This window comes from Flagellimonas profundi (assembly GCF_017313275.1).
GTDB lineage: Bacteria > Bacteroidota > Bacteroidia > Flavobacteriales > Flavobacteriaceae > Flagellimonas > Flagellimonas profundi.
Map to the genome: position 1 here is coordinate 930,112 of NZ_JAFLNM010000002.1, position 24,170 is coordinate 954,281.

Consider the following 24,170-nt stretch of genomic DNA (forward strand, 5'->3'; position numbering starts at 1 on the left):
ATAAGAATAACGAAAAAAAATTAATTGGAATATGTCTGAAGTAGCCCATGTAAGTCACGATGATCACCACGATGATCATGGACATCACCATAAGGAAACTTTCATCACAAAATATATTTTCAGTCAGGACCATAAGATGATAGCCAAGCAATATCTGATCACTGGTCTGATTATGGGATTCATAGGTATAGCCATGTCATTGCTATTTAGAATGCAATTGGCTTGGCCGGGCGAATCCTTTGCGATTTTTGAAACCGTATTGGGCAAGTGGGCACCAGATGGGGTAATGGATGCCGACATCTATCTGGCTTTGGTTACCATTCATGGTACCCTCATGGTTTTCTTTGTTTTAACTGCAGGACTGAGTGGTACTTTTAGTAACCTATTGATTCCATTGCAAATTGGGGCCAGGGATATGGCCTCTGGATTCTTGAACATGGTTTCTTATTGGTTGTTTTTCATTTCATCGGCCATAATGGTGAGCAGTTTGTTTGTTGAAGCAGGACCAGCGGCCGCCGGATGGACTATTTATCCACCATTGAGTGCATTGCCGATGGCGCAGCCAGGTTCTGGTTTGGGTATGACCCTTTGGTTGGTATCCATGGCCATATTTATCGCTTCTTCTTTGTTAGGGTCTTTGAACTACATTGTTACAGTAATCAACCTTAGAACAAAAGGAATGTCCATGACACGTTTGCCATTGACCATCTGGGCGTTCTTTGTTACGGCAATTATTGGGGTAATTTCTTTCCCGGTATTGCTTTCAGCGGCTTTGTTGTTGATCATGGATAGAAGTTTTGGAACATCATTCTTCTTATCGGATATCTTTATTCAAGGTGAAGTGCTACATTATCAAGGAGGTTCCCCAGTATTGTACGAGCACCTATTCTGGTTCTTGGGCCACCCCGAGGTATATATCGTATTGTTGCCGGCTTTGGGTATTACATCCGAGGTAATGTCAACAAACGCAAGGAAACCGATTTTTGGATATAGGGCGATGGTGGCATCTATTCTAGCCATTGCGTTTCTATCTACAATTGTATGGGGTCACCACATGTTCGTATCCGGTATGAACCCGTTCTTGGGATCTGTATTTACCTTTACAACACTATTGATCGCCATCCCGTCAGCGGTAAAGGCATTTAACTATATCACTACACTCTGGAAAGGTAACCTGCAGCTAAACCCGGCTATGTTGTTCTCCATTGGTTTGGTATCAACATTCATTACAGGAGGTCTTACAGGAATCATTTTGGGGGATAGTACCCTGGATATCAACGTTCACGATACATACTTCGTTGTTGCGCACTTCCACTTGGTAATGGGAATTTCAGCACTTTACGGACTTTTTGCCGGGGTTTACCACTGGTTCCCGAAAATGTTCCAAGGACGTATGATGAACAAGAACTTGGGTTATGTACACTTCTGGATAACCGCAGTCTGTGCTTACGGAGTATTCTTCCCAATGCACTTTGTGGGAATGGCAGGGGTGCCACGTCGTTACTATGAGAACACGGCGTTCCCAATGTTCGATGAGTTGACGAACGTTCAGGTATTGATGACCGTATTTGCAATTATTGCAGGTTTGGCGCAGCTGATATTCGTTTACAACTTCATTTCAAGTATCTTCTACGGTAAAAGAGGACCTGTAAACCCATGGGGTTCCAATACATTGGAATGGACAACTCCACAAAAGCACATGCACGGAAACTGGCCTGGAGCAATTCCACATGTTTACCGTTGGGCCTACGATTACAGTAAAACTTACGAGAATGGTGAGTATATTATTGCAGGACAGGATTTTGTTCCGCAAAACGTTCCGCTTCAAGAAAACGAAGAAGAACTCAACCATTAAAAATATTTTTATATTAGTGAAAGAGCCCGTCCAATTGGATGGGCTTTTTTAGTTGGAATAGATTTTGAAATCAATTGTATATCTTTAAAAAGCATTTCCCCCCGCAAAAGAGAACATCATGAAAAAGTTGCTTATCCTATTATTTATACTATCCCCGATAGTATCCAATGCCCAACGTAAGCCAAAAATCAAGGGAAGCCGTATAGTAACACAGGTGAGCGAAGAACTCCCGCCTTTCAATGCAATTGTACTCAACGACGATCTCGAAATTAACCTTGATAGGTCCTTCGGCCCCGGGTATCACATTACTGCTGATGATAATTTGATAGATATCTTAAAATTTGAGGTCGAAGACGGTACTTTGGTCATTAGTTCCTACTATGATATTACCGCCAAAAAGGAATTGGAAATTACCGTCAATTATACCGAACTTAGAGCCATTACCTTAAAAAGCGGTAGCATTACCTCTAAAAGTGTTATTGAAACCGATGAATTGTTCGTGGATGGATTTAACAATACCAAGATGGATTTAAAGGCAAATGCTGCTGTGATGGATATCAATTTGGAAGATAACAGCAGTGGTGATTTTCATGTAGAGGTTGATTCTTTGAACATAAATTTGAATAAAAGGACCCAGGCCTATGTATACGCCCAAATAAATACAGGTTTGTTGGATTTGGATGGAAATTCCTCTTTGACCATGGAGGGGACATCGGATAGACTACAAGTCAATATGTTGGATCATGCCAAATATAAGGGTGAGGGTATGCAGGTGAGTTCATGTCAACTTCATATTACTGGAAATGCCAATGCGAGGGTATATGCATTCAACGATATCGAAATCGCTGCAACTGGAGGTGCCGGGATTTATTTATACGGTACACCCCATATTACCATCAAGGAATTTCTGGATACTGCACAACTTATTAAAAAGGAGTAATATTTGTTTGGCACCAATACTTGGTTTCCAGTAGCGGGGCTTTTCGATTATATTTGTTGAACCATGAACGAAAACTTAGATCCATCAGCCGAGAATTTCTCTCCTGAAGAGCTCGATGTAGAAAGAGCCTTGCGCCCCATCAGTTTTGACGACTTTACCGGGCAGGAACAAGTGCTGGAAAACCTGAAGGTCTTTGTGCAAGCAGCTAACTTAAGGGGGGAAGCCTTAGATCATACCCTTTTTCACGGACCTCCAGGTTTGGGTAAAACTACCTTGGCCCATATTTTGGCCAATGAACTTGGAGTAAATATAAAAGTTACATCCGGCCCTGTACTGGATAAACCCGGGGATTTAGCTGGATTGTTGACCAATCTGGAAGAGCGTGATGTACTTTTTATTGATGAGATACATAGGCTGAGTCCCATAGTCGAAGAGTATCTGTACTCTGCTATGGAGGACTATAAAATTGATATTATGATAGAGACGGGCCCCAATGCCCGTACCGTACAAATAAACCTAAGTCCGTTTACACTGGTAGGTGCAACCACTAGGTCCGGTCTGCTCACGGCACCCATGCGTGCCAGATTTGGTATTCAGAGTCGATTGGAATATTACCATACCGAACTATTGTCTACAATTGTGGAGCGCAGTGCAGATATTCTTCAAGTGCCCATCACCAACGATGCAGCTATAGAAATTGCTGGACGCAGTAGGGGTACGCCTAGGATATGTAATGCCCTTTTGCGCAGGGTACGGGATTTTGCACAGATCAAGGGAACTGGAAATATTGACCTTGAAATTTCTCAATTTGGACTTAAAGCCTTGAATGTGGATGCCCATGGCCTGGACGAAATGGATAACAAAATCTTAAGCACCATTATAGATAAATTCAAAGGAGGCCCTGTGGGTATAACCACCTTGGCGACTGCCGTATCTGAAAGTGCCGAGACCATTGAAGAGGTTTATGAACCATTCTTGATTCAGCAAGGTTTTATAATGCGCACCCCAAGGGGAAGGGAAGTAACCGAACTTGCTTACAAACATTTGGGCAGGGTAAAAGGAGGAACACAAGGAGGACTTTTCTAATTCTTATAGTTCAATTTTTCTGCTTTTACCACCAAACATATATTCCAATAATTAAATACTTTTTTGTATATTGATATATTATTTTGGTTTACAGAGGGTTGTAAGTTTACGATTTTTGTGGGAAACTCATCCGCAATCATAGACTCCATAAATTCAAGATTTTACTCCCAAATTTTACCCAAAAGGAATTTATTTCCTTTCGGAAACTTTTCTATTAATACTTATTGAAATCATGGGGGATAACCTTAAAAACTCAGGAACATCCGAAATGGATGATGTCCAGCTTGTGACTGGTCAAATACGTAAATTGGTTATGTATATTGGAATTTTTTCAGCATTGATGATCGTAATTGCCTTTGGTATTATGATGACGCGCTTCGGATTTAATTTTGGCAATGTCGACAAAGGGTTTGCCTCAATTCCGGATGGAGTGTACTACATGGATTACAATGTGGGCAACTTACCTTTGACCGAAAAAAACATACTTGTAAAAAAAGGATTTGACATTTTCAGAAATACACCATTGCACATTGGTCCTAAACAAAAGGATTCAACACAGATATATGCGGGCAACAACCTTGCCTGTGCAAGTTGTCATTTAGATGGAGGGACCAAGCCCTATGCGGCACCGCTGATTGGAGTGGTCAAAAGATTTCCACAGTTTAGAGGACGTGAGAATAAAATCGGAACGATCCAGGAAAGAATCAATGGATGTATGGAGCGCAGTATGAACGGAAAAAAATTACCGGAAAACAGCGATGCCATGGAAGCCATGGTGGCTTATATGGATTGGTTGGGCCGTGCTGCGCCATCAAATGGAAAAATAGAAGGACAAGGGTTTTTAAAAGTAGATCTCCCGGAAAGAGCGGTTGATTTGGCCCATGGGGAAAATGTATATGAAAAACATTGCGTAATCTGTCATGGCGCCGATGGGCAAGGCCAGCGTTTACCACAAAACGACTTATATCTTTACCCACCACTCTGGGGAAACGATTCTTATAACAACGGAGCTGGTATGACACGTGTGATCACAGCTGCCCAATTTATCAAAGGAAACATGCCTTTTGGTGTCACCTTTGATAACCCTACACTTACCGATGAAGAGGCTTACGACGTAGCAGGCTACATCAACCAAAAATTAAGACCAACAAAGTCTAACAGAGAAAAAGACTTCCCCGACCTGGTTAAAAAACCAGTTTCTACCCCCTACGGTCCATATGCGGACCCATTCTCTCCCGAACAGCACCAATTAGGTCCGTTCCAACCTATTATGGATTACTACCAAAAGGAACATCAACTGCGTAAAACCAAATAAACAAACGTGACAATGAGAACAACAGAGACAACATCAAGACGAAATTTTATGGGAGCTATGATGCTGGGTGCCACTGCATCCACATTATCGGCTTTCACAAATCCTGTATTCGCGGGAATGACCGATTTTACCGATTCAGAAATGAACGATGCTGAATCTTGGATGAAAACAATCAAGGGAAAACACAGGGTGGTATACGATGGATCTTACCCACATCATGGGTTCCCAATAATTTGGAACTGGGCCTACTATTTGTCCAACAACGAGATGGGCTCACCGGATGATGAAGTTACGGCAATGACCGTTTTAAGGCACGATGCCATACCATTTGCCCTTCATTCCGACCTTTGGAAAAAATATCCTTTGGGCGAAATGTTCCATGTAAAAACAGCCGATGGCGCTATATATGACAGAAATCCATATTACGAACCACAAGAAGGAGATTTTCCTATGCCGGTAATTCAAGGTATTAAGGATATGATGGGACGTGGAGCCATGTTCTGTGTTTGTAACCTTGCTTTGCAAGTATATAGCGGTGCAGCCGCCCAACAAATGGGAAAAGATGCAGGTGAAGTCTATGAAGAATGGAAAGAAGCCGTATTGCCCGGAATCCAAATCGTGCCTTCTGGTGTATGGGCCTTGGGAAGAGCCCAAGAAGAAGGTTGCGGATACATTTTCGCGGGAAATACCATTTAAACATGAAAAACCTCATCTTAAGTTTACTGTTATTGGTGTCAGGATTGACATTGGCACAGAGCGAACCCATCAAAGTAGTATTTGATGTAACCAGCAGTAATCCCGATGTGCATAGGACCGCTGCCAAACATTTAAGATTAATGGCGGAGGCTTATCCAGAATCGGAATTTGAACTGGTGGTCTACAGCGGAGCAATAAAAATGGTGGACAGAAAATCATCTGCTGCCGGGGAAACTTTGGAAGAAGTGGTTAAAAGGGATAATGTTTCCGTAGTAGTTTGTGCACAGACCATGAAAAGGCACAACATGGAAATGGGAGATCTTATTCCCGGAATAGGATCTGTCCCCGACGGTATTTTTGAAATTGTGAAGCTCCAAAAACAAGGATGGGGCTATATCAAGGAAGTGAATTGAGAAGCATTTTTCAAATACTGATTTATATAGATTAACTTTAAGGCGTGAATGCCGAAGAACATACACAGTTGATAAAAACCGAGGCCAAGCGTCTCGGTTTTTTGTCATGTGGTATCTCCAAAGCCGAATTTTTGGAAGAGGAAGCTCCCCGTTTGGAAAAGTGGCTTAACCAAAACATGCATGGGGAAATGCAGTACATGGAAAACCATTTTGATAAGCGCCTGGATCCCACAAAATTGGTGGAAGGCTCAAAGTCGGTAATATCACTCTTGTTGAATTACTTCCCCTCTGAAGAACAAAACCAAGATTCCTATAAGATTTCCAAATACGCCTATGGAATGGATTATCACTTTGTGATAAAGGACAAGCTCAAAAGCTTGCTCCATTTTATTCAAGAGGAAATCGGCGAGGTTCACGGAAGGGCTTTTGTGGACTCTGCCCCTGTGTTGGATAAGGCCTGGGCTGCGAAAAGTGGTCTGGGATGGATTGGGAAGCACAGTAATTTGCTTACCCAACAAGTGGGGTCCTATTACTTTATTGCGGAGCTGATCGTGGATCTGGAGCTGAAATATGATACTCCCGTTACAGACCACTGCGGTACATGTACGGCTTGTATCGATGCCTGTCCCACCGATGCCATTGTGCAACCTTATGTGGTGGACGGCAGTAAATGTATTTCCTACCTTACCATAGAATTAAAAAATGAGATTCCATCTGAATTTGAAGGAAAATTGGACGATTGGATGTTTGGCTGCGATGTTTGCCAGGATGTTTGTCCATGGAATCGATTTTCAAAACCTCACAAGGAACCCTTGTTCAATCCAAATCCAGAACTATTGTCATTTAGCAAAAAAGACTGGGAGGAAATCACAGAAGATGTCTTTAAGAAAATTTTCAAAAAGTCAGCGGTAAAACGAACAAAACTATCCGGTCTAAAACGGAATATTGATTTTTTGAAAAAATAGAGTGTGTCTTGTTTGCTCAAAACTGGTTTTATGGGTTTAGCTCAAAAAGAAAAAACACTATATTGAGCAATATTCTTGAGATATTCCTATTTTTCCAAGGATTATATTGATGACTAGCTAAACAGATAAGATGATTAAAATCAAAAAACCCAAATTAAGCTTTTGGCAAATTTTTAATATGAATGTTGGATTCCTTGGGATTCAATATAGTTTTGGCCTACAACAAAGTGCCATAAACCCAATTTTTCTTTTTTTGGGTGCCAAGGAGGAGATATTGCCCATCTTAAATATAGCAGGCCCCATAACCGGGTTGATAGTGCAGCCCATAATCGGTGCCATATCGGATAAAACTTGGTCTCCTCGTTGGGGAAGGCGAAAACCCTTCTTTTTGATTGGGGCGCTATTGGGAAGTTTATGTTTGTTTGCATTTCCCTTAAGTCCTGCTTTATGGTTTGCAGTAGGTTTGCTTTGGATTTTGGATGTTGGGAACAACATGGCCATGGAACCCTACAGGGCATTTGTGGGCGATAAATTACCCGAGTCACAGTTCAGTATCGGATATCAGATGCAAAGTCTTTTTGTAGGCGCAGGTATCCTGTTGGCCAATGCCTCCATATTTTTGTTTCAGGACTGGTTCGGAGGTGGAAAGGAAATTGAAGGGACAGTTCCCAAATGGTTATACTATTCCTTTTTTATAGGGTCTTTTCTTTCCATCGTCACCATTTTATGGTCGGTTCTAAAAACCCCTGAAATACCACCAACAGATGAAGAGTTGGCCGAGATCAACAAGCACAAGGCATTACCGTTTATGGAACGGTTTAAGGTACCTTTTGTGGAAATCATCCATGCGGTAAAGGAAATGCCAAAGTTCATGTGGAAGTTATCAGGAGTTTACCTGTTTCAGTGGTATGCCCTTTTTGTATACTGGCAATACATAACCCCCTTGTTCAGGGTGTCTTTGGGTTATGATACTTCCGAGGCAGCTGCCCAAGCTGCAAAAATGAGTACGACCTATAATATTGTCACTGCAGTAGTGGCATTGGTTTTGGTTCCATTGACCATGCGATTTGGAGGAAAAAAAATATATGCACTAAGTCTTTTCGGTACTGCAATAGCGCTATTTTCAATCCCATATATTCAAGATCCTGTTTATGTGTTGTTCCCCATGGTGCTTTTCGGAATCGGATGGGCAGCCATGATGGGAATACCGTACAGCATGGTCTCGAAAATCGTACCTCAAGAGAGAAGAGGCGTGTATATGGGAATATTGAATATGATGATCGTAATTCCAATGGGAATCGAAACATTGACTTTTGGTCCCATCTTTAAAAACCTTCTTGGTGCCAACTCAGTGAATGCCATGTTGTTTGCAGCCGTATTTTTCGTTATTGCTGCTGTTTTGGCCATGCGTCTCAATGTATCAAAAGCGAAGGAAGAATATCCATTGGACGCTTGATCAGTTTAACTGAGGTTACATTGGGCGTAAACATTTTTGGTTTTTATTTTAGTAGAAATTGATTCTTCGGATTTTCCGATAAAAGCTTGGAATACCCTAACTTTACCAATTCATTTTCGACGATATGAGCAAGGAAAAGCAGAGGCGCGAAGCGTTACTATACCACGCAAAGCCACAACCAGGAAAAATAAAGATTGTACCAACAAAACCTTATTCTACACAGAGGGATTTGGCATTGGCGTATTCTCCCGGGGTTGCGGAGCCCTGTCTGGAAATCGAAAAGAACAAGGACGATGTATATAAATACACTGCAAAAGGGAATATTGTCGCGGTAATTTCCAATGGAACAGCGGTTTTGGGCCTAGGTAACATTGGTCCGGAAGCTTCAAAGCCTGTGATGGAAGGAAAAAGCCTTTTGTTTAAGATTTTTGCTGATATCGATGGAATAGATGTGGAACTGGACACCACAGATGTTGATCGTTTTATTGAAACCGTTAAGACAATCGCTCCGACCTTTGGGGGAATCAATTTAGAGGACATTAAAGCTCCTGAAGCCTTTGAGATTGAACGTAGGTTAAAAGAAGAACTCGATATTCCCGTAATGCACGATGATCAGCACGGGACCGCAATCATCTCTGCGGCTGCTTTGTTGAATGCACTGGAAATTGCAGATAAAAAAATCGAGGAGGTCAAAATTGTTGTGAGTGGCGCTGGGGCCGCTGCAGTTTCATGTACACGGCTCTATAAATCTTTTGGGGCCAAGGCCGAAAATATCGTTATGTTGGATAGCAAAGGTGTTATCCGTAGCGATCGGGACAACCTTACTTCACAAAAGGAGGAATTTGCGACCGACAGAAAAATAGATACCTTGGAGGAAGCCATGAAAGATGCGGACGTGTTTATTGGGCTTTCCATTGCCAATATCGTATCTCCTGAAATGCTTAATTCCATGGCAGCGAAACCCATTGTGTTCGCCATGGCCAACCCTGATCCTGAAATTGAATATGATTTGGCCTGTAAAACAAGGAAGGACATTATTATGGCCACCGGTCGTTCCGATCACCCGAATCAGGTAAACAATGTGTTGGGCTTTCCATTTATTTTCAGGGGAGCATTGGATGTAAGGGCAACAAAAATCAACGAGGAGATGAAAAAAGCTGCTGTAAGAGCTTTGGCCGATCTAACCCGTGAGCCCGTACCTGAACAAGTGAATATTGCTTACGATGCCACAAGGCTAACATTTGGCAGGAATTATATCATCCCAAAACCGTTTGACCCCCGCTTGATCACCAAGATACCGCCTGCTGTTGCTAAAGCGGCTATGGAAAGCGGTGTCGCTCGTTTGCCAATTCAAGACTGGGAGAAATATGAAGAAGAGCTTTACCAAAGGTCTGGAAACGATAACAAGGTTGTTAGACTACTGCATAACAGGGCCAAAGTCAACCCAAAGCGAATTGTTTTTGCTGAAGCCGAGTTGCTGGACGTGATGAAAGCAGCACAAATCGTACACGATGAAGGTATTGCCATACCTATATTGTTGGGGAACAAAGCAATTATTGAGAGTTTAAAAAAGGAACTCGAATTTGATGCCGAAGTCCCCATCATTGACCCCCGTTCCGACGAATTTAAGGAGATGAGGACGGCCTATGCTTTAAAGTTATGGGAGCTTAGAAAAAGAAAAGGGGAAACAAAATACAGTGCAAGGGTGAACATGGGCAAGCGCAACTATTTTGGTGCAATGATGCTCAAAGAAGGGGATGCCGATGGAATGATATCCGGTTATTCCAGGGCTTACCCAAAAGTGCTAAGACCTGTATTTGAAGTGCTGGGAAGGGCCAAAAATGTTCAGAATGCCAGCACGGTAAATATTATGATCACGGATAGGGGGCCATTGTTTTTGGCAGATACTTCCATTAACATCGACCCCGATGCGGAGGAGCTTGCCGAGATTGCCCAAATGACGGCCAACGTTGCCAAAACCTTTGGTTTTAACCCGGTAATGGCCCTATTGTCCTATGCGAACTTTGGGTCGTCGGGCCATCCACATGCTAAAAAAGTACGGGAAGCGGTGAAGATTTTACATGAAAGAAACCCTGATTTGGTCGTTGATGGAGAAATTCAGACAGACTTCGCTCTTGATCCAGAGATGAGCAATAAAAACTTCCCTTTTTCCAAAATTTCGGGTAAAAAGGTCAACACCTTGGTTTTTCCGAATCTGGAATCCGCCAATATCACTTATAAATTGTTGAAAGGCCTGAACAATGCTGATTCCATTGGGCCTATAATGGTCGGTCTTACCCGTGCGGCCCACATTTTACAGTTGGGAGCCAGTGTGGACGAAATGGTGAATATGGCCGCAGTCGCCGTGATCGATGCCCAAGAACGAGAGAAAAGGAGAAAAGCAAAAATACAAGGGGAATAATCCCGACCAAACCAACTACATATGATTACCCATTTAAGAGGAAAATTGGTAGAAAAAAATCCAACTTATGCCATTGTGGAATGTAATGGGGTGGGTTATTTTCTAAATATATCACTGCACACGTTTTCCTTACTTCCAGATGAGGAAAGCATATTTATTTATACCGATTTATTGGTCAAAGAAGACTCCCATACCCTATTCGGATTTGCCGATCGGGCGGAGCGCGAAGTATTCCGTTTACTGATATCGGTTTCAGGGGTAGGAGCGAGCACGGCACGTACGATGTTGTCCTCTTTGTCCCCAACCGATGTTAGGGATGCCATAGCCAATGGCGATGTGCCTATAATCCAGTCTGTAAAAGGGATTGGGGCCAAAACGGCCCAGCGTGTAATCTTGGATCTTAAGGACAAGATTTTAAAAGTCTATGACATGGGCGAAGTTTCACAACAATCAAACAATACAAATAAAGAAGAAGCGTTATCTGCATTAGAGGTTCTTGGTTTTACCAGAAAGCAATCCGAAAAGGTGGTGGACAAGGTACTTTCCCAAGACACTTCGTTAAGCGTAGAGAACATTATTAAACAGGCGCTGAAAAATTTGTAACAAGTTTGAAAAGAGGGGCAAAACCAATACTTAAACCAACTCGTTTTAAGTACATTTTCTTTGTTGTTTGTTTGCTGTCCATATCCAACCTAATGGCTCAGGAAACCAACGAACAGGCTCAAGATTCCGTAAAAACAGGGATTGAGCTGGGTCGTCTCATCATGGAAAACCCCGATAGTATTGTTGCAAAATATACCTACGACCCCAAGACCAATACATACGTTTATACAGAAAGCATAGGGGACTTCAATGTAAACTATCCTGTAATCCTCACCCCAGAACAATACTATGATCTGGTAGAAAAGGAGCAGATGAAATCCTACTTTAAGCAAAAGGCAGATGCCTACGCTGGGAAAAAGGAAGGAAGTGAGGAAGCACGACGAAATCTTTTGCCCAATTTTTATGTGAACAGCAACTTTTTTGAGACCATTTTTGGCGGAAATACCATTGAGGTAATCCCGCAAGGGTCCGTGGCCATGGATTTGGGCGTGTTGTGGCAAAAAAATGACAACCCCGCGTTGTCGCCCAGGAACAGAACCAATCTTTCTTTTGATTTTGACCAGCGAATCAGTTTGAGTTTGCTGGGGAAAGTTGGCGAGCGTCTTCAGGTTACCGCGAATTATGATACCGAAGCTACTTTTGATTTCCAGAACTTGGTGAAGTTGGATTATACACCGACAGAAGACGATATCCTTCAAAAAATAGAAGTGGGTAATGTGAGCATGCCGCTCAATAGCTCCTTGATTACGGGTGCCCAGAGTTTATTTGGTGTAAAAACACAGCTTCAGTTTGGGAAAACCACGGTGACCGCGGTCTTTTCCGAGCAACGTTCGCAAAACAATACCGTAGTTGCCCAAGGGGGTGGTACCGTAAACGAGTTTTCCTTAACGGCTTTGGATTACGATGAGGACAGGCACTTTTTCTTGGCACATTATTTCCGTGATAATTATGATCGTGCACTTGAGTTCTATCCATTCATACAGACCAAGGTACAGATTACCCGTTTGGAAGTTTGGGTAACCAACCGAAACCAACAAACACAAAACGTTAGGAACGTAGTGGCCATCCAGGATTTGGGTGAAGGTATTTCGGATAATACCCGTATTGGTGTCAACAATGGCGACCCAGCTAATTTTTTTAATGCCCAAGCTGCTGCAACGGGACTGCCTCAGAACGGTGCCAATGCCTACGACCCCAATCAAATTGGAAGCGGGGCGCTAACACAGTCCATTCGCGACATTGCAACGGTGGAATCCGGGTTCAATATTCCAGGATATAACGTAAATCAAGGTTTTGATTATGCTATTTTGGAGAACGCAAGAAAATTGGAGCCGGGGCGTGATTATGAGTTCGATTCCCAATTGGGATACATTTCTTTGAGCCAAAGTCTGAGCAATGACGAGGTATTGGGTGTTGCTTTCCAATACACCTATGACGGACAGGTGTTCCAAGTGGGAGAATTTGCCAATGGAGGGGTGGATGCCACAACTATTCCACCAAACTCCAACTTGATAGAGAACAATGCATTGGTTTTAAAGTTACTGAAGAGTAATATCACCAATGTCCAAGATCCTATTTGGGATCTGATGATGAAAAATATCTATTCCACGGGAGCTTATCAACTGAATCAAGAAGACTTTAAATTAAACATTTTATATTCCGATCCTACCCCAAGAAACTACATCACACCAGTGGATCCCAATGCAGGTTGGCCTACAGGATTACAGGATCAGATTTTATTGAGCGTATTTAATCTGGACAGGCTTAACACTTACAACGATGTACAGCCAGGAGGGGATGGATTTTTTGATTATGTAGAAGGGATTACCGTAGATTCCCAATCAGGGCGTATTATTTTCACCAAGGTGGAACCATTCGGGGAATATCTTTTCGAACGATTGGGTGGTGGCGTTTATGATGTGGACAACGACCAAGGGTACAATCCAAACCAGAGAAAGTATGTATTCCGTAACATGTACGCCAAAACCAAAGCTGCTTCGTTACAGGACGCCGAAAAAAACAGATTCCAGATAAAAGGACAGTATACCTCACAATCCAATAACGGTATCCCGATCGGTGCCTTTAATGTACCACAGGGTTCGGTGACCGTGACCGCTGGTGGAAGACAGTTGCAAGAAGGTATTGACTATACGGTGAACTATCAGGCAGGTACGGTTCAGCTTCTCGACCCAAGTTTGGAAGCATCCAATACACCCATCAATATTTCTGTGGAGAACAATGCGGTCTTTGGCCAGCAGACCAGACGCTTTGCAGGGGTGAACGTAGAGCACAAGTTCAACGATAAGTTTGTTCTGGGGGGAACCTTGCTGAATTTGAACGAGCGACCGCTGACACAAAAATCAAATTACGGGATTGAGCCCGTCAACAATACCATTTTTGGACTGAACGGAAATTTCAGTACCGAAATACCCTTCTTGACAAGATTGGCCAATAAGTTGCCAAATATCGATACTGACGTACCTTCCAACCTGTCCTTGCGTGGTGAAGTGGCCTTCTTGAGGCCTAATTCGCCCAAAAATGCAGACTTTAGGGGAGAAACCACCACCTATCTGGATGATTTTGAAGGCGCACAGGCATTGATTGATATACGATCATCATTGGGATGGACCTTGGCTAGTCCCCCTGTTGAATTTTTGAACGATAGAACTGGAATCGATGTCGGTTACGAACGTGCAAAAATGGCGTGGTACACCATCGACCCCATTTTTTACACTAATCAAAGACCTTCTGGAATGTCGGACAACGATATTTCTTTGAACTCCACCCGTAGGGTTTTTATTGATGAGGTATTTACCGAAACCGATATTGCCCAGGGACAAACGCAGGTTCAAAGTACCTTGGATATTGTTTATTATCCAAATGAGAAAGGACCGTACAATGCCAACCCAAGTTTTGAATCGGAAACGTCGGATAACAAGTGGGGTGGAATTATGAGGCCTTTGAGCAGTACCAACTTTGAGCAGTCCAACGTGGAATTTGTCCAATTTTGGGTCTTGGACCCCTACATTGATGGCGAAACAACGGACGCCAACGCTGGGGAGCTAGTGCTGAATTTGGGAAATATTTCCGAGGACATCCTAAAGGATGGTCGTAAGCAATACGAAAATGGATTGCCGGCTAGCACCAACAATGAAGTGCCAAGGGAAACCATTTGGGGTCAAGTACCTTCGACCCAGTCTTTAGTGTATGCTTTTGATGCGGATGAGACCAATCGATCGGCCCAAGATGTTGGATTGGACGGGTACGGTGATGCTGAGGAAGCCACAATTTACAATGGTCCTGCAGAAGACCCTGCTTTGGACAATTATCAATATTACCTGAACCGAGAAGGTGGAATCTTGGAGCGTTATTTTGATTTCAACAATACACAGGGAAACTCACCGGTAGAAGTGACCAATACCAATAGAGGTTCCACTACTTTACCGGATGTTGAGGATATTGACAGGGATTTGACCATGAATACGGTGAACAGTTATTACGAATACCGCATCCAGATAAAGCCAAACACTACTATTGATGATCAATATGTCACCGATATCCGCGAAGGGCAAACACCAACATTGCCCAATGGCACACAATTGAACCGCAGATGGATCCAGTATAAAATTCCATTGAGTGATTTTACCGATGCCGTAGGTGGAATCTCGGATTTTAGGTCGATCAGTTTCATGCGGATGTACCTTACCGGGTTTTCGGACGATGTTGTACTTCGATTTGCAACCTTGGATTTGGTGCGTGGCGATTGGAGGACTTACACCAAGTCTTTGCAGCCCAATGTGGACAACGACCCTTCGGACGATGCTACCGTGACCGATGTGAATACCGTGAACATTGAAGAAAACTACGGAAGACAGCCCATACCTTATGTATTGCCCCCTGGAGTAGTACGTGAGCAGCTGAACAATAACAACACGATTATTCGTCAAAATGAGCAGTCCCTGTCTTTTGTGGTAGAGAATTTGGAGTCTCAGGACGCTCGAGGGGTATTCAAGAATGTAAATATCGATGTGCGTCAGTACAAGCGTTTGAAAATGTTCATGCACGCCGAAAAAATATTCAATACCGATTACTCTGATAGCGATACACCATTGGTTGGATTCCTACGGATTGGTACCGATTTCTCCGAAAATTTCTATCAGATTGAGCTGCCGCTTCAATTTACTTCGTTTGGAGCTTCATCCGCAGAAGAGATTTGGCCCGATGTCAACGAAATAGATGTGGCATTGAACGATCTGAACAAAGTAAAATCCCAAGGGATATCCAATCAGACTTTGGATGAAATAAATTACTATGAAATTGTGGACGGCGAGGCCGTGCTTGTTGATGAATTTGCTCCTCGAACCGTGGGAAGGGTTCGAATAGGAATAAGAGGTAATCCATCTTTGGGAAGTATTCGCGGCATGATGGTAGGTATCAAAAACATTGATGATATTCCAGCTCGGGGTGAAGTTTGGTTCAATGAGCTCCGCTTGGCAGGTCTGGAAAACAATGGTGGTTGGGCCGCAACCGCTGCCTTGGATGCCAACATGGCCGATTTTGCCAACGTAACCGCTACAGGAAGCAGAAGTACATCGGGCTTTGGCAGTATTGACCAAACACCAACAGAGCGTGCCTTGGAAGACGCCATCTCCTACGATGTGGTCACGAATGTGAACGTGGGACAATTGTTCCCGAAAAAGTGGAACCTTCAGCTACCGTTCAATTACGGAATTTCCGAAACGTTGATCACACCCGAGTTCGACCCCGTTTATGACGACTTAAGGTTGGATGATAGGATTGCCGCAGCAGCAACGCAAGAAGAGGCAGAAGCTATTAAAGAACAGGCAGAGGATTACACAAAACGTACCAGCATTAACCTGATCGGGGTTAGAAAAAATAGGGGAGAGGAAGCCGAAGAGAATTTCTTCGATGTGGAAAACTTTACCTTTAATTATTCCTATAACGAAACCGACCACCGGGACTTCGAGGTTGCAGAGCTTCGTGATCAAAACGTGTCTACAGGATTTGTGTACAATCACAACTTTAGGCCCGCTCCCGTGGCGCCATTTGCTAAAAAGGACTCCATGCTTACGGGAAAATATTGGCAATGGCTGAAGGATTTGAACTTTAACGCACTACCCACAAGTTTATCGGTAAACGCGAATTATAACCGTTCCTTTAATCAGCAAAGATATCGGGATGTACTGGAGCCAGGTGTGGATGCTTTGGAATTGCCTTTGTTGCAACAGCGAAACTATCTTTTTAACTGGCAATATGCCCTCAATTATAGTTTGACAAAATCCCTACGGTTGAATCTGACCGCCTCCAACAACAATATTGTCCGTAATTATTTCAATGTGGACGATGATCGCGATTCCGGAATCAACCAGGCCTTGGATTTGTGGGATGGCTTTTTTGATATTGGTGAACCGAACAGGCATTCACAGCAAATGCAGTTGAACTACGAATTACCGTTCAGCAAGATTCCATTCCTCAATTTTATTAATGCCCAATATACCTACACCAGTAATTTTGATTGGCAACGTGGGGGCGATGCGCTCCTCGAAGTAGCGGGGGAAAACATCAATACGGTCCAGAACGCAAGTACCCATAACTTGACGGCCAATATGAGCATGCAGCGTTTTTATGACTTTTTGGGTCTAAAAAAACGTGATGGAAAAGTAACTGCAAACCAAGCTGCAATTAGAAGGGATAAGGCGGGCAACCCTGCCAATCGTGAAGAAACCAACGGTCCGCGAAAAACAAGCAAAGGTTTCAATACTTTGGTGGATATCCTGACCATGGTAAAAAGGGTCAATGTAAATTATAGCGAAAATCGAGGTACGGTATTGCCGGGTTATACACAATCTATCGGATTCATCGGTACTACTCGCCCTACTTTGGGCTTTGTTTTCGGTAGTCAGGCAGATGTAAGGTTCGAGGCCGCACGTAGAGGATGGCTCACGGATTATCCCGAGTACAGCAATCAGTTCATGCAGAACACTAACAAGCAACTCAACATTACCGCTACGGCACAGCCGACCCAAGACTTGACCATAGACTTGAACGCCGATAGAAATTATATGAGTTCGCTGCAAGAAAGCTATAGTCCGGAAGAATGGATGAACGGCCAAGATGGACTGATCAACGAGATGGGGAACTTTAGTATCTCCACTATGATGATAGGAACTGTATTTAACAAAAGTGACGAGTTTGATTCCGAAACCTTTGAGCAATTCAAACAAAACAGGATTACGATTGCCAACAGACTGGTATCCGATAGGGGAGAAAGTCCAGGTACCTTGGATGAGGACGGTTTCCCGGAACGGTATGGTAAAACACAGCAAGAAGTATTGCTCCCAGCCTTCTTTGCGGCATATACCGGACAGGATGTGGATAGGGTGAACATGGATGCTTTCCGTGAAATCCCGATTCCGAACTGGAACATAAAGTACACAGGTTTGATGAAGAACAGATGGTTCAAAAAGAAATTCAAGCGTTTCTCGTTGAGCCATGGATATCGTGCCGCCTACAGTGTAAACTCGTTCCAGACCAATTTGGAGCGACAGAATACCACATTTGACACGGAAAATGGGGATTTGTTGCCCAAAACATTGATCAATAATGTGGTTTTGACAGATGAGTTCAGTCCCTTGATGCGCGTGGATTTTGAAATGCAGAATTCCTTCAGCTTTTTGGCCGAGGTGCGGACCAGCAGAACCTTGTCCTTGAGTTTTGACAACAATTTATTGACGGAGATCAATGGTAACGAATATACCGTGGGGTTGGGGTACCGCTTTAAAGATGTGAAATTTGTAACGAATATCGGAGGTGAGAAAACTCGTTTAAAGGGAGACTTGAACCTGAAGGCCGACCTGTCACTTCGAGATAACATTACCATAATCAGAAACTTGGATATCGATAATAATCAAATCACTTCTGGACAGAGATTGATGTCCATAAAGTTCACCGCCGACTATGCGCTGAGCAAAAGTTTGAACGCCCTGTTCTTCTACGATCACTCTTTCTCGGAGTTCGCGGTTTCTACGGCATTTCCGCAGACTACCATCAATACGGGCTTTACGTTGCGATACAACTTTGGAAACTAAGATTGGCATTTTTTATGCTTACCTTTATTTTGTCGTAAAGTTTCTTTGAAAAACTTTCCGCAATCCGTTACATTTGCCCATCGACTAATTCAAACAAAAAGTAATGAATATACCATCAGAATTAAAGTACACAAAGGACCATGAGTGGGTCAAGATAGATGGAGATACCGCGACCGTAGGTATTACGGATTTCGCCCAAAGCGAGCTAGGGGATATCGTTTACGTTGAAGTGGAGACTTTGGACGAAACATTGGATAAGGAAGAAGTTTTTGGAACCGTTGAGGCCGTAAAAACCGTTTCCGATCTGTTCCTGCCGTTGAGCGGGGAGATCGTTGAGTTCAATGAAGCGTTGGAGGACGAGCCAGAAAAAGTAAACTCCGACCCTTATGGCGATGGATGGATGGTGAAAATAAAATTGAGCGAACCTTCCGAAGTGGAGGATTTAATGAGTGCCGACGACTACAAGGCATTGATAGGTGCTTAAAAAAAATATATATACCTTATTGTTTGTAAGCTGGGTAGTTGTCATCACAATGCTCAGCTTATTTTCTTTCTCGGGCATGAATTTGGATACGGGAAGCCTGAATATCCCTTATGCCGATAAAATCACCCATTTTATATTTTATCTGACATTCGCTTTTGTGGGGTGTCTAAGTTTACGGGAAAGAACAACGGGAAACCTTGGTTTGCACAAAACCTTGATTATTGTTTTGTTTTTCGCTATATTATATGGTATACTTATTGAGGTATTACAATACACGATCACAACCGATAGAATGGCCGAATGGGGCGATGTTTTGGCAAATACTCTAGGAGCATTTGCAGGAATAGGACTGATTCGGTGGGTTTTTTCTAAGAAAAACCCGTTAAAATGGAAATTTTAATTGTTTATTTAACCAATTAATAATTAAATTAGCAAACACTAAATTTAGAAAAGGAGAAAAGGATGGAACCAAAAAAGAACCCGAAAGCAGATGTAGGAAGAAACAGCGCACTATATTTCGTTATAGGATTGGCTGCTGTTTTGGCATTGGTCTACGGAGCCATGGAGTGGAAAAAATATGACAAGGTAAATGATTATGACATTTCTATGAATGTTGAAGATCAGTTGGACGAAGAAGTACCAATGACGGAGCAGATTAAGACTCCACCACCACCACCGCCACCTGCTGCCCCCGAAGTAATCGAGGTTGTAGAAGATGAGGAAGAAGTGGAAGAGACTGTAATCGAGTCTACTGAAACTAGCCAAGAGGAAGAGGTGATCGAAATCGAGGAAGTTGAAGTGGAAGAGGTAGAAGAGGACATTAGTGTACCTTTTGCTGTTATCGAGGATGTGCCGGTATTCCCAGGTTGTGAAGGAGCGAGTGATAAAAAAGCCTGTTTCCAGGAAATGATGCAGAAACACATTCGTAAAAACTTCCGTTACCCAGAAATTGCCCAAGAAATGGGAGTTCAAGGTAGGGTAAGTGTAATTTTCGTAATCCAGAAGGATGGAAGTATCGGAAACATTAGAATGCGTGGACCAGATAAGAACTTGGAAGCTGAGGCAATGAGAATCATCCAAAAATTGCCTAAAATGACTCCTGGAAAGCAAAGAGGTAGACCAGTAAAGGTTCCTTTCAGTATTCCTATTACATTTAAGCTTCAGTAAGAAGATATATATTATTCCTGTCGAGGCAGGAATGAGAAAAGCCCTGATGGAAACGTCAGGGCTTTTTTTTTACTCGTTAATAGAAGAGGTGAGGCTGAGGTATATGGTTTCCCGTATCCTTTCAGGATTGATATACCCATTTCCATAAGAAGCATCATATTTGGAAGTTAGCTCATTGTTGCCCTTTACTTCTTCCAAGGATTTTCCTGCAGTTATTTCCTTTTGGATGGTTTGCTTAACGTCTTCCAGGACCTTTATATAGTTTTCCAATTCCGACTTGTTCGACGGCTTGCCATGCCCAGGGATGATTTTAGTGTCTGAATCGATTACCATTAAGGCCTTTTTGTGGGCCTCGATATACCCATTGATACTTCCTCCGCTGTTCAAGTCGATATAGGGATATCGGCCCGAGAAATAAGTGTCTCCCATGTGCAATACATTTTCATTGACAAAATAGATCATGGTATCCCCATCGGTATGGGCATTGTGTACATGAAAAAGCATCACCGTTTCCTTGCCATCATGAAAGGTCAGGTCTTCGGAAAAAGTGATTTCTGGTAATGATTTTTCAAAATCCTTTTGATTCATCTCGTTGGTGGATACCTTCTCCTTTCCATTTACATTTAGGCGTTTTCTAACATTGTCCTGGGCCACTAAAATGGTATTATCAGTATTGAAGTTGACATTTCCGCCTGTATGGTCACCGTGCATATGGGTATTTACAAGGTAGGTGATGGGCTTATCGGTAAGGGTTTCGATGGTTTCTTTGATTTTTGTGCTAAGCGGAGCAAATTGGTCATCGATCATAAAAACTTTATCCTGTCCCACATAAATACCAATGTTCCCACCTCTTCCCGTAAGCATAAATGTATTTTGAGTTAAGGTGTCAATTGTTATGTTGATTTTATCATCTTGGGCATGTGCTGCCCATATGGATGTAAGGAGTATCAAACTTAAGATGTTGCGCATAATGTTTTGTTTTGGTTTTTTGTTAAAGTAGTTCATTATCAAAAATAATACAAAGACCGTCAATAGGTTGGAAATGAGAATCGGTGGCGTTATCTTTGCCAGCCAATAAAGATGTGGATGAAATCTGCCGTAGGTTCCGTAAAAAACAATACTCTTTCCTTACTACTTACTGATTTTAAGGAGATAACCAAGGCCAAGTTGGCCGTTAGCGTGGTGTTCTCCTCCATTGCCGGGTATTTTCTTGGGGCCTACCAAATTAACGTGGTATCCTTGCTGCTATTGATGTTTGGAGGTTATTGCATGGTGGGGGCGTCAAACGCATACAATCAAATTATAGAAAAAGACCTGGACGCTTTAATGAAGCGGACCCGGAACAGACCGATTCCCTCGGGAAGGATGTCGGTAAAAACCGCGTTGATCATTGCAGTAACACTAACGGTACTAGGGGTGTTGTCCCTATTGGCACTTAGTCCTAAGACTGCCATGTTCGGGGCCATCTCAATATTTTTGTACACCAGTGTTTACACGCCCCTAAAAACAAAGTCCCCTTTATCGGTTTTTGTTGGGGCTTTTCCAGGGGCGATACCTTTTATGTTAGGTTGGGTAGCCGCAACAGATGATTTTGGAATAGAGCCCGGAACCTTATTTATGATTCAATTTTTTTGGCAGTTTCCCCATTTTTGGGCCCTGGGTTGGATGTTGGATGAAGATTACAAGCAAGCGGGCTTTAAAATGTTGCCTACAGGAAAAAAAGATAAAGGGACCGCAATTCAGATTATCCTGTATACCATTTGGATGATTGTAATTTCGATTATTCCCGTGTTCGGGTTTACGGGGCGTTTGCATTTGTCCATTCCTGCAGCAGTAATTGTATTGCTATCCGGTCTGGCAATGTTGTTTTTTGCCGTCAAATTATATGAAAACAGGGACAATCCATCAGCGCGAAAGTTGATGTTGGCCAGTGTTACCTATATATCATTGATTCAAATAGTATACGTAATAGATAAGTTTATAAGCTAAAAATGGATTTAACCCAAGGAACAGTAGAGGAAAAGAACAGAAGGGCAAAAAAAATGATGCTCTGGTTTGGCATTGTGAGTTTGATCATGGGCTTTGCCGGTTGGACCAGTGCCTATATTGTTAGTAGCAAGCGAGAAGATTGGGTAAGCGATTTGGAATTGCCAAGCGCATTCTTTATCAGTACCGCTATGATTATTTTGAGCAGTGTCACCTATTTGATCGCAAAACGATCAGTGGCCAAGAACAATCAAAAAATGGGGACTATATTTTTGTTGGTCACCTTGGCGCTCGGCATCACCTTTATATCATTGCAATTCGTTGGATTCTCCCAAATGTTGGAGAATGGATATTATTTTACCGGCCCCACTAGTAATATAAAAATGTCCTATGTATTTTTGATTGCAGCTGTGCATATCGCCCACGTAGTGGCAGGTTTGATATCCCTTTTGGTGGTGTTGGTGAGACAGCTTGGAAATAAATATACACCGGAGAACATGTTGGGCATGGAACTGGGAGCCACTTTTTGGCATTTCCTGGATTTTCTTTGGGTATATCTAATTCTATTTATGTATTTCGTGAAATAAAATTTGATTGAAGCAGTTTTCATTCAACTTTGTCTTTTACAATACATCAAAAAATGTAAATTTGTGAAAGTTTTAATAAAACGACCTTTTTTATGGATGCAACGGTAAGTACCGGTACAGAAGACAGCGTTTGGGGTGGTGGAAATAGACCTCTTGGCGCTAGCTATGGAAAAATGATGATGTGGTTTTTTATCATGTCGGATGCCTTGACCTTTTCCGGGTTTTTGGTAGCCTATGGTTTCTCAAGATTTAAGTTCATAGAACTTTGGCCTATAGCCGATGAAGTGTTTACCCACTTTCCGTTCTTGCACGGTGTTGAAGCACCCATGTATTATGTGGCATTTATGACCTTTATTTTGATCATGTCCTCTGTAACCATGGTGTTGGCAGTGGATGCAGGTCATAAAATGAAGCAGAAAAGTGTTATCCTTTATATGTTCCTTACCGTTATCGGTGGTGCCATCTTCGTTGGCTCACAGGCGTGGGAATGGGCAACTTTTATAAAAGGTGATTACGGAGCGGTCGAGACAAACTCAGGTAGGATTCTTCAGTTTGTAAATGCCGAAACAGGTAAAAGGGCCGCTTTGGCCGACTTTGCGGAAACCTTGCCGGAAGAAAGGGTGAAACACCAAGCTAGTGAAGGTATTTGGTTCGAATCGGAAGGATACAAAACGTCTTATTCGTTGAACGAGGTTGTTGAAGGTTTTAAGGCAACACCGAATATTCTTATCCGTACCGAACAATTGAACGAAGAAGGTGAGAAGACCCTTTTGGACAGAAAACAGTCCTTGGCGAAAATTTTGGAAGCCAATCAAGTAGTTGAGGGAGCAAACCTAGTACACAACGAATACGGGCATCGATTGTTTGCCGATTTCTTTTTCTTTATCACAGGGTTTCACGGATTCCACGTATTCTCTGGGGTAGTGATCAACATCATTATATTCTTCAATGTGATTTTGGGTACTTACGAACGTAGAGGTCACTATGAAATGGTGGAAAAAGTTGGACTGTACTGGCACTTTGTGGATTTGGTATGGGTATTCGTATTTACATTCTTTTATTTGGTATAAAAAACATTGATTATAA

The 24,170-nt window shown here is 42.6% G+C and carries 18 protein-coding genes; 17 read left to right on the top strand and 1 reads right to left on the bottom strand.

The window, feature by feature from the left end:
• The first annotated feature begins 31 nt into the window (after positions 1-31).
• From J0654_RS13105 to J0654_RS13170, 14 genes are all read left to right on the top strand, one after another.
• Positions 32-1,855, top strand: a complete 1,824-nt coding sequence (locus tag J0654_RS13105; RefSeq protein WP_207029533.1) for a cytochrome c oxidase subunit I — start codon at positions 32-34, stop codon at positions 1,853-1,855.
• A gap of 118 nt (positions 1,856-1,973) precedes the next feature.
• On the top strand, positions 1,974-2,795 hold the full coding sequence (locus tag J0654_RS13110) for a GIN domain-containing protein (protein ID WP_207029534.1): 822 nt from the start codon (positions 1,974-1,976) through the stop codon (positions 2,793-2,795).
• 63 nt (positions 2,796-2,858) lie between these two features.
• Positions 2,859-3,881, top strand: coding sequence for a Holliday junction branch migration DNA helicase RuvB (gene ruvB / locus J0654_RS13115; RefSeq protein WP_207029535.1), 1,023 nt, complete (start codon positions 2,859-2,861; stop codon positions 3,879-3,881).
• Positions 3,882-4,113: 232 nt separating this feature from the next.
• Positions 4,114-5,196 (top strand): c-type cytochrome, encoded by a 1,083-nt coding sequence (locus J0654_RS13120; RefSeq protein ID WP_237685988.1) that lies wholly within the window; start codon positions 4,114-4,116, stop codon positions 5,194-5,196.
• Between the two features lie 12 nt (positions 5,197-5,208).
• Positions 5,209-5,892 carry a Tat (twin-arginine translocation) pathway signal sequence containing protein gene (locus J0654_RS13125; protein ID WP_207029536.1) on the top strand — a complete coding sequence of 228 codons (684 nt, stop codon included), beginning with the start codon at positions 5,209-5,211 and terminating at the stop codon, positions 5,890-5,892.
• 2 nt (positions 5,893-5,894) lie between these two features.
• Positions 5,895-6,305, top strand: coding sequence for a DsrE family protein (locus J0654_RS13130; protein WP_207029537.1), 411 nt, complete (start codon positions 5,895-5,897; stop codon positions 6,303-6,305).
• A 44-nt stretch (positions 6,306-6,349) separates the two neighbouring features.
• Positions 6,350-7,270 carry a tRNA epoxyqueuosine(34) reductase QueG gene (gene queG / locus J0654_RS13135; protein ID WP_207029538.1) on the top strand — a complete coding sequence of 307 codons (921 nt, stop codon included), beginning with the start codon at positions 6,350-6,352 and terminating at the stop codon, positions 7,268-7,270.
• A gap of 178 nt (positions 7,271-7,448) precedes the next feature.
• Positions 7,449-8,726, top strand: a complete 1,278-nt coding sequence (locus tag J0654_RS13140; RefSeq protein ID WP_237685989.1) for an MFS transporter — start codon at positions 7,449-7,451, stop codon at positions 8,724-8,726.
• A 124-nt stretch (positions 8,727-8,850) separates the two neighbouring features.
• Complete coding sequence (locus J0654_RS13145; RefSeq protein WP_207029539.1) at positions 8,851-11,148, top strand: NADP-dependent malic enzyme; 2,298 nt, start codon at positions 8,851-8,853, stop codon at positions 11,146-11,148.
• 21 nt (positions 11,149-11,169) lie between these two features.
• The gene (gene ruvA / locus J0654_RS13150) at positions 11,170-11,751 is read left to right on the top strand and encodes a Holliday junction branch migration protein RuvA (protein ID WP_207029540.1); all 582 of its coding nucleotides are present in this window, start codon (positions 11,170-11,172) and stop codon (positions 11,749-11,751) included.
• Between the two features lie 5 nt (positions 11,752-11,756).
• Complete coding sequence (gene sov / locus J0654_RS13155) at positions 11,757-18,860, top strand: T9SS outer membrane translocon Sov/SprA (RefSeq protein ID WP_207029541.1); 7,104 nt, start codon at positions 11,757-11,759, stop codon at positions 18,858-18,860.
• Positions 18,861-18,963: 103 nt separating this feature from the next.
• Complete coding sequence (gcvH, locus tag J0654_RS13160) at positions 18,964-19,344, top strand: glycine cleavage system protein GcvH (RefSeq protein ID WP_207029542.1); 381 nt, start codon at positions 18,964-18,966, stop codon at positions 19,342-19,344.
• 49 nt (positions 19,345-19,393) lie between these two features.
• Positions 19,394-19,744, top strand: a complete 351-nt coding sequence (locus J0654_RS13165; RefSeq protein ID WP_207029543.1) for a VanZ family protein — start codon at positions 19,394-19,396, stop codon at positions 19,742-19,744.
• Between the two features lie 62 nt (positions 19,745-19,806).
• Positions 19,807-20,511: an energy transducer TonB gene (locus J0654_RS13170; RefSeq protein ID WP_207029544.1), complete on the top strand. Its 705-nt coding sequence runs from the start codon at positions 19,807-19,809 to the stop codon at positions 20,509-20,511.
• A gap of 69 nt (positions 20,512-20,580) precedes the next feature.
• Here J0654_RS13170 and J0654_RS13175 read toward each other — a convergent pair whose 3' ends face one another.
• Entirely contained in the window at positions 20,581-21,480 is a 900-nt protein-coding gene (locus J0654_RS13175; RefSeq protein ID WP_207029545.1) for an MBL fold metallo-hydrolase, read from the bottom strand.
• Positions 21,481-21,597: 117 nt separating this feature from the next.
• Here J0654_RS13175 and cyoE point away from each other — a divergent pair, with 117 nt between their 5' ends.
• The 3 genes from cyoE to J0654_RS13190 all read left to right on the top strand — a co-directional run bounded on the left by cyoE (position 21,598) and on the right by J0654_RS13190 (position 24,154).
• Positions 21,598-22,500, top strand: a complete 903-nt coding sequence (cyoE, locus tag J0654_RS13180; RefSeq protein ID WP_207029546.1) for a heme o synthase — start codon at positions 21,598-21,600, stop codon at positions 22,498-22,500.
• Between the two features lie 2 nt (positions 22,501-22,502).
• Positions 22,503-23,084 (top strand): cytochrome c oxidase subunit 3, encoded by a 582-nt coding sequence (locus J0654_RS13185; protein ID WP_207029547.1) that lies wholly within the window; start codon positions 22,503-22,505, stop codon positions 23,082-23,084.
• A 92-nt stretch (positions 23,085-23,176) separates the two neighbouring features.
• The gene (locus J0654_RS13190; RefSeq protein WP_207029548.1) at positions 23,177-24,154 is read left to right on the top strand and encodes a cytochrome c oxidase subunit 3; all 978 of its coding nucleotides are present in this window, start codon (positions 23,177-23,179) and stop codon (positions 24,152-24,154) included.
• Positions 24,155-24,170 lie beyond the last annotated feature (16 nt).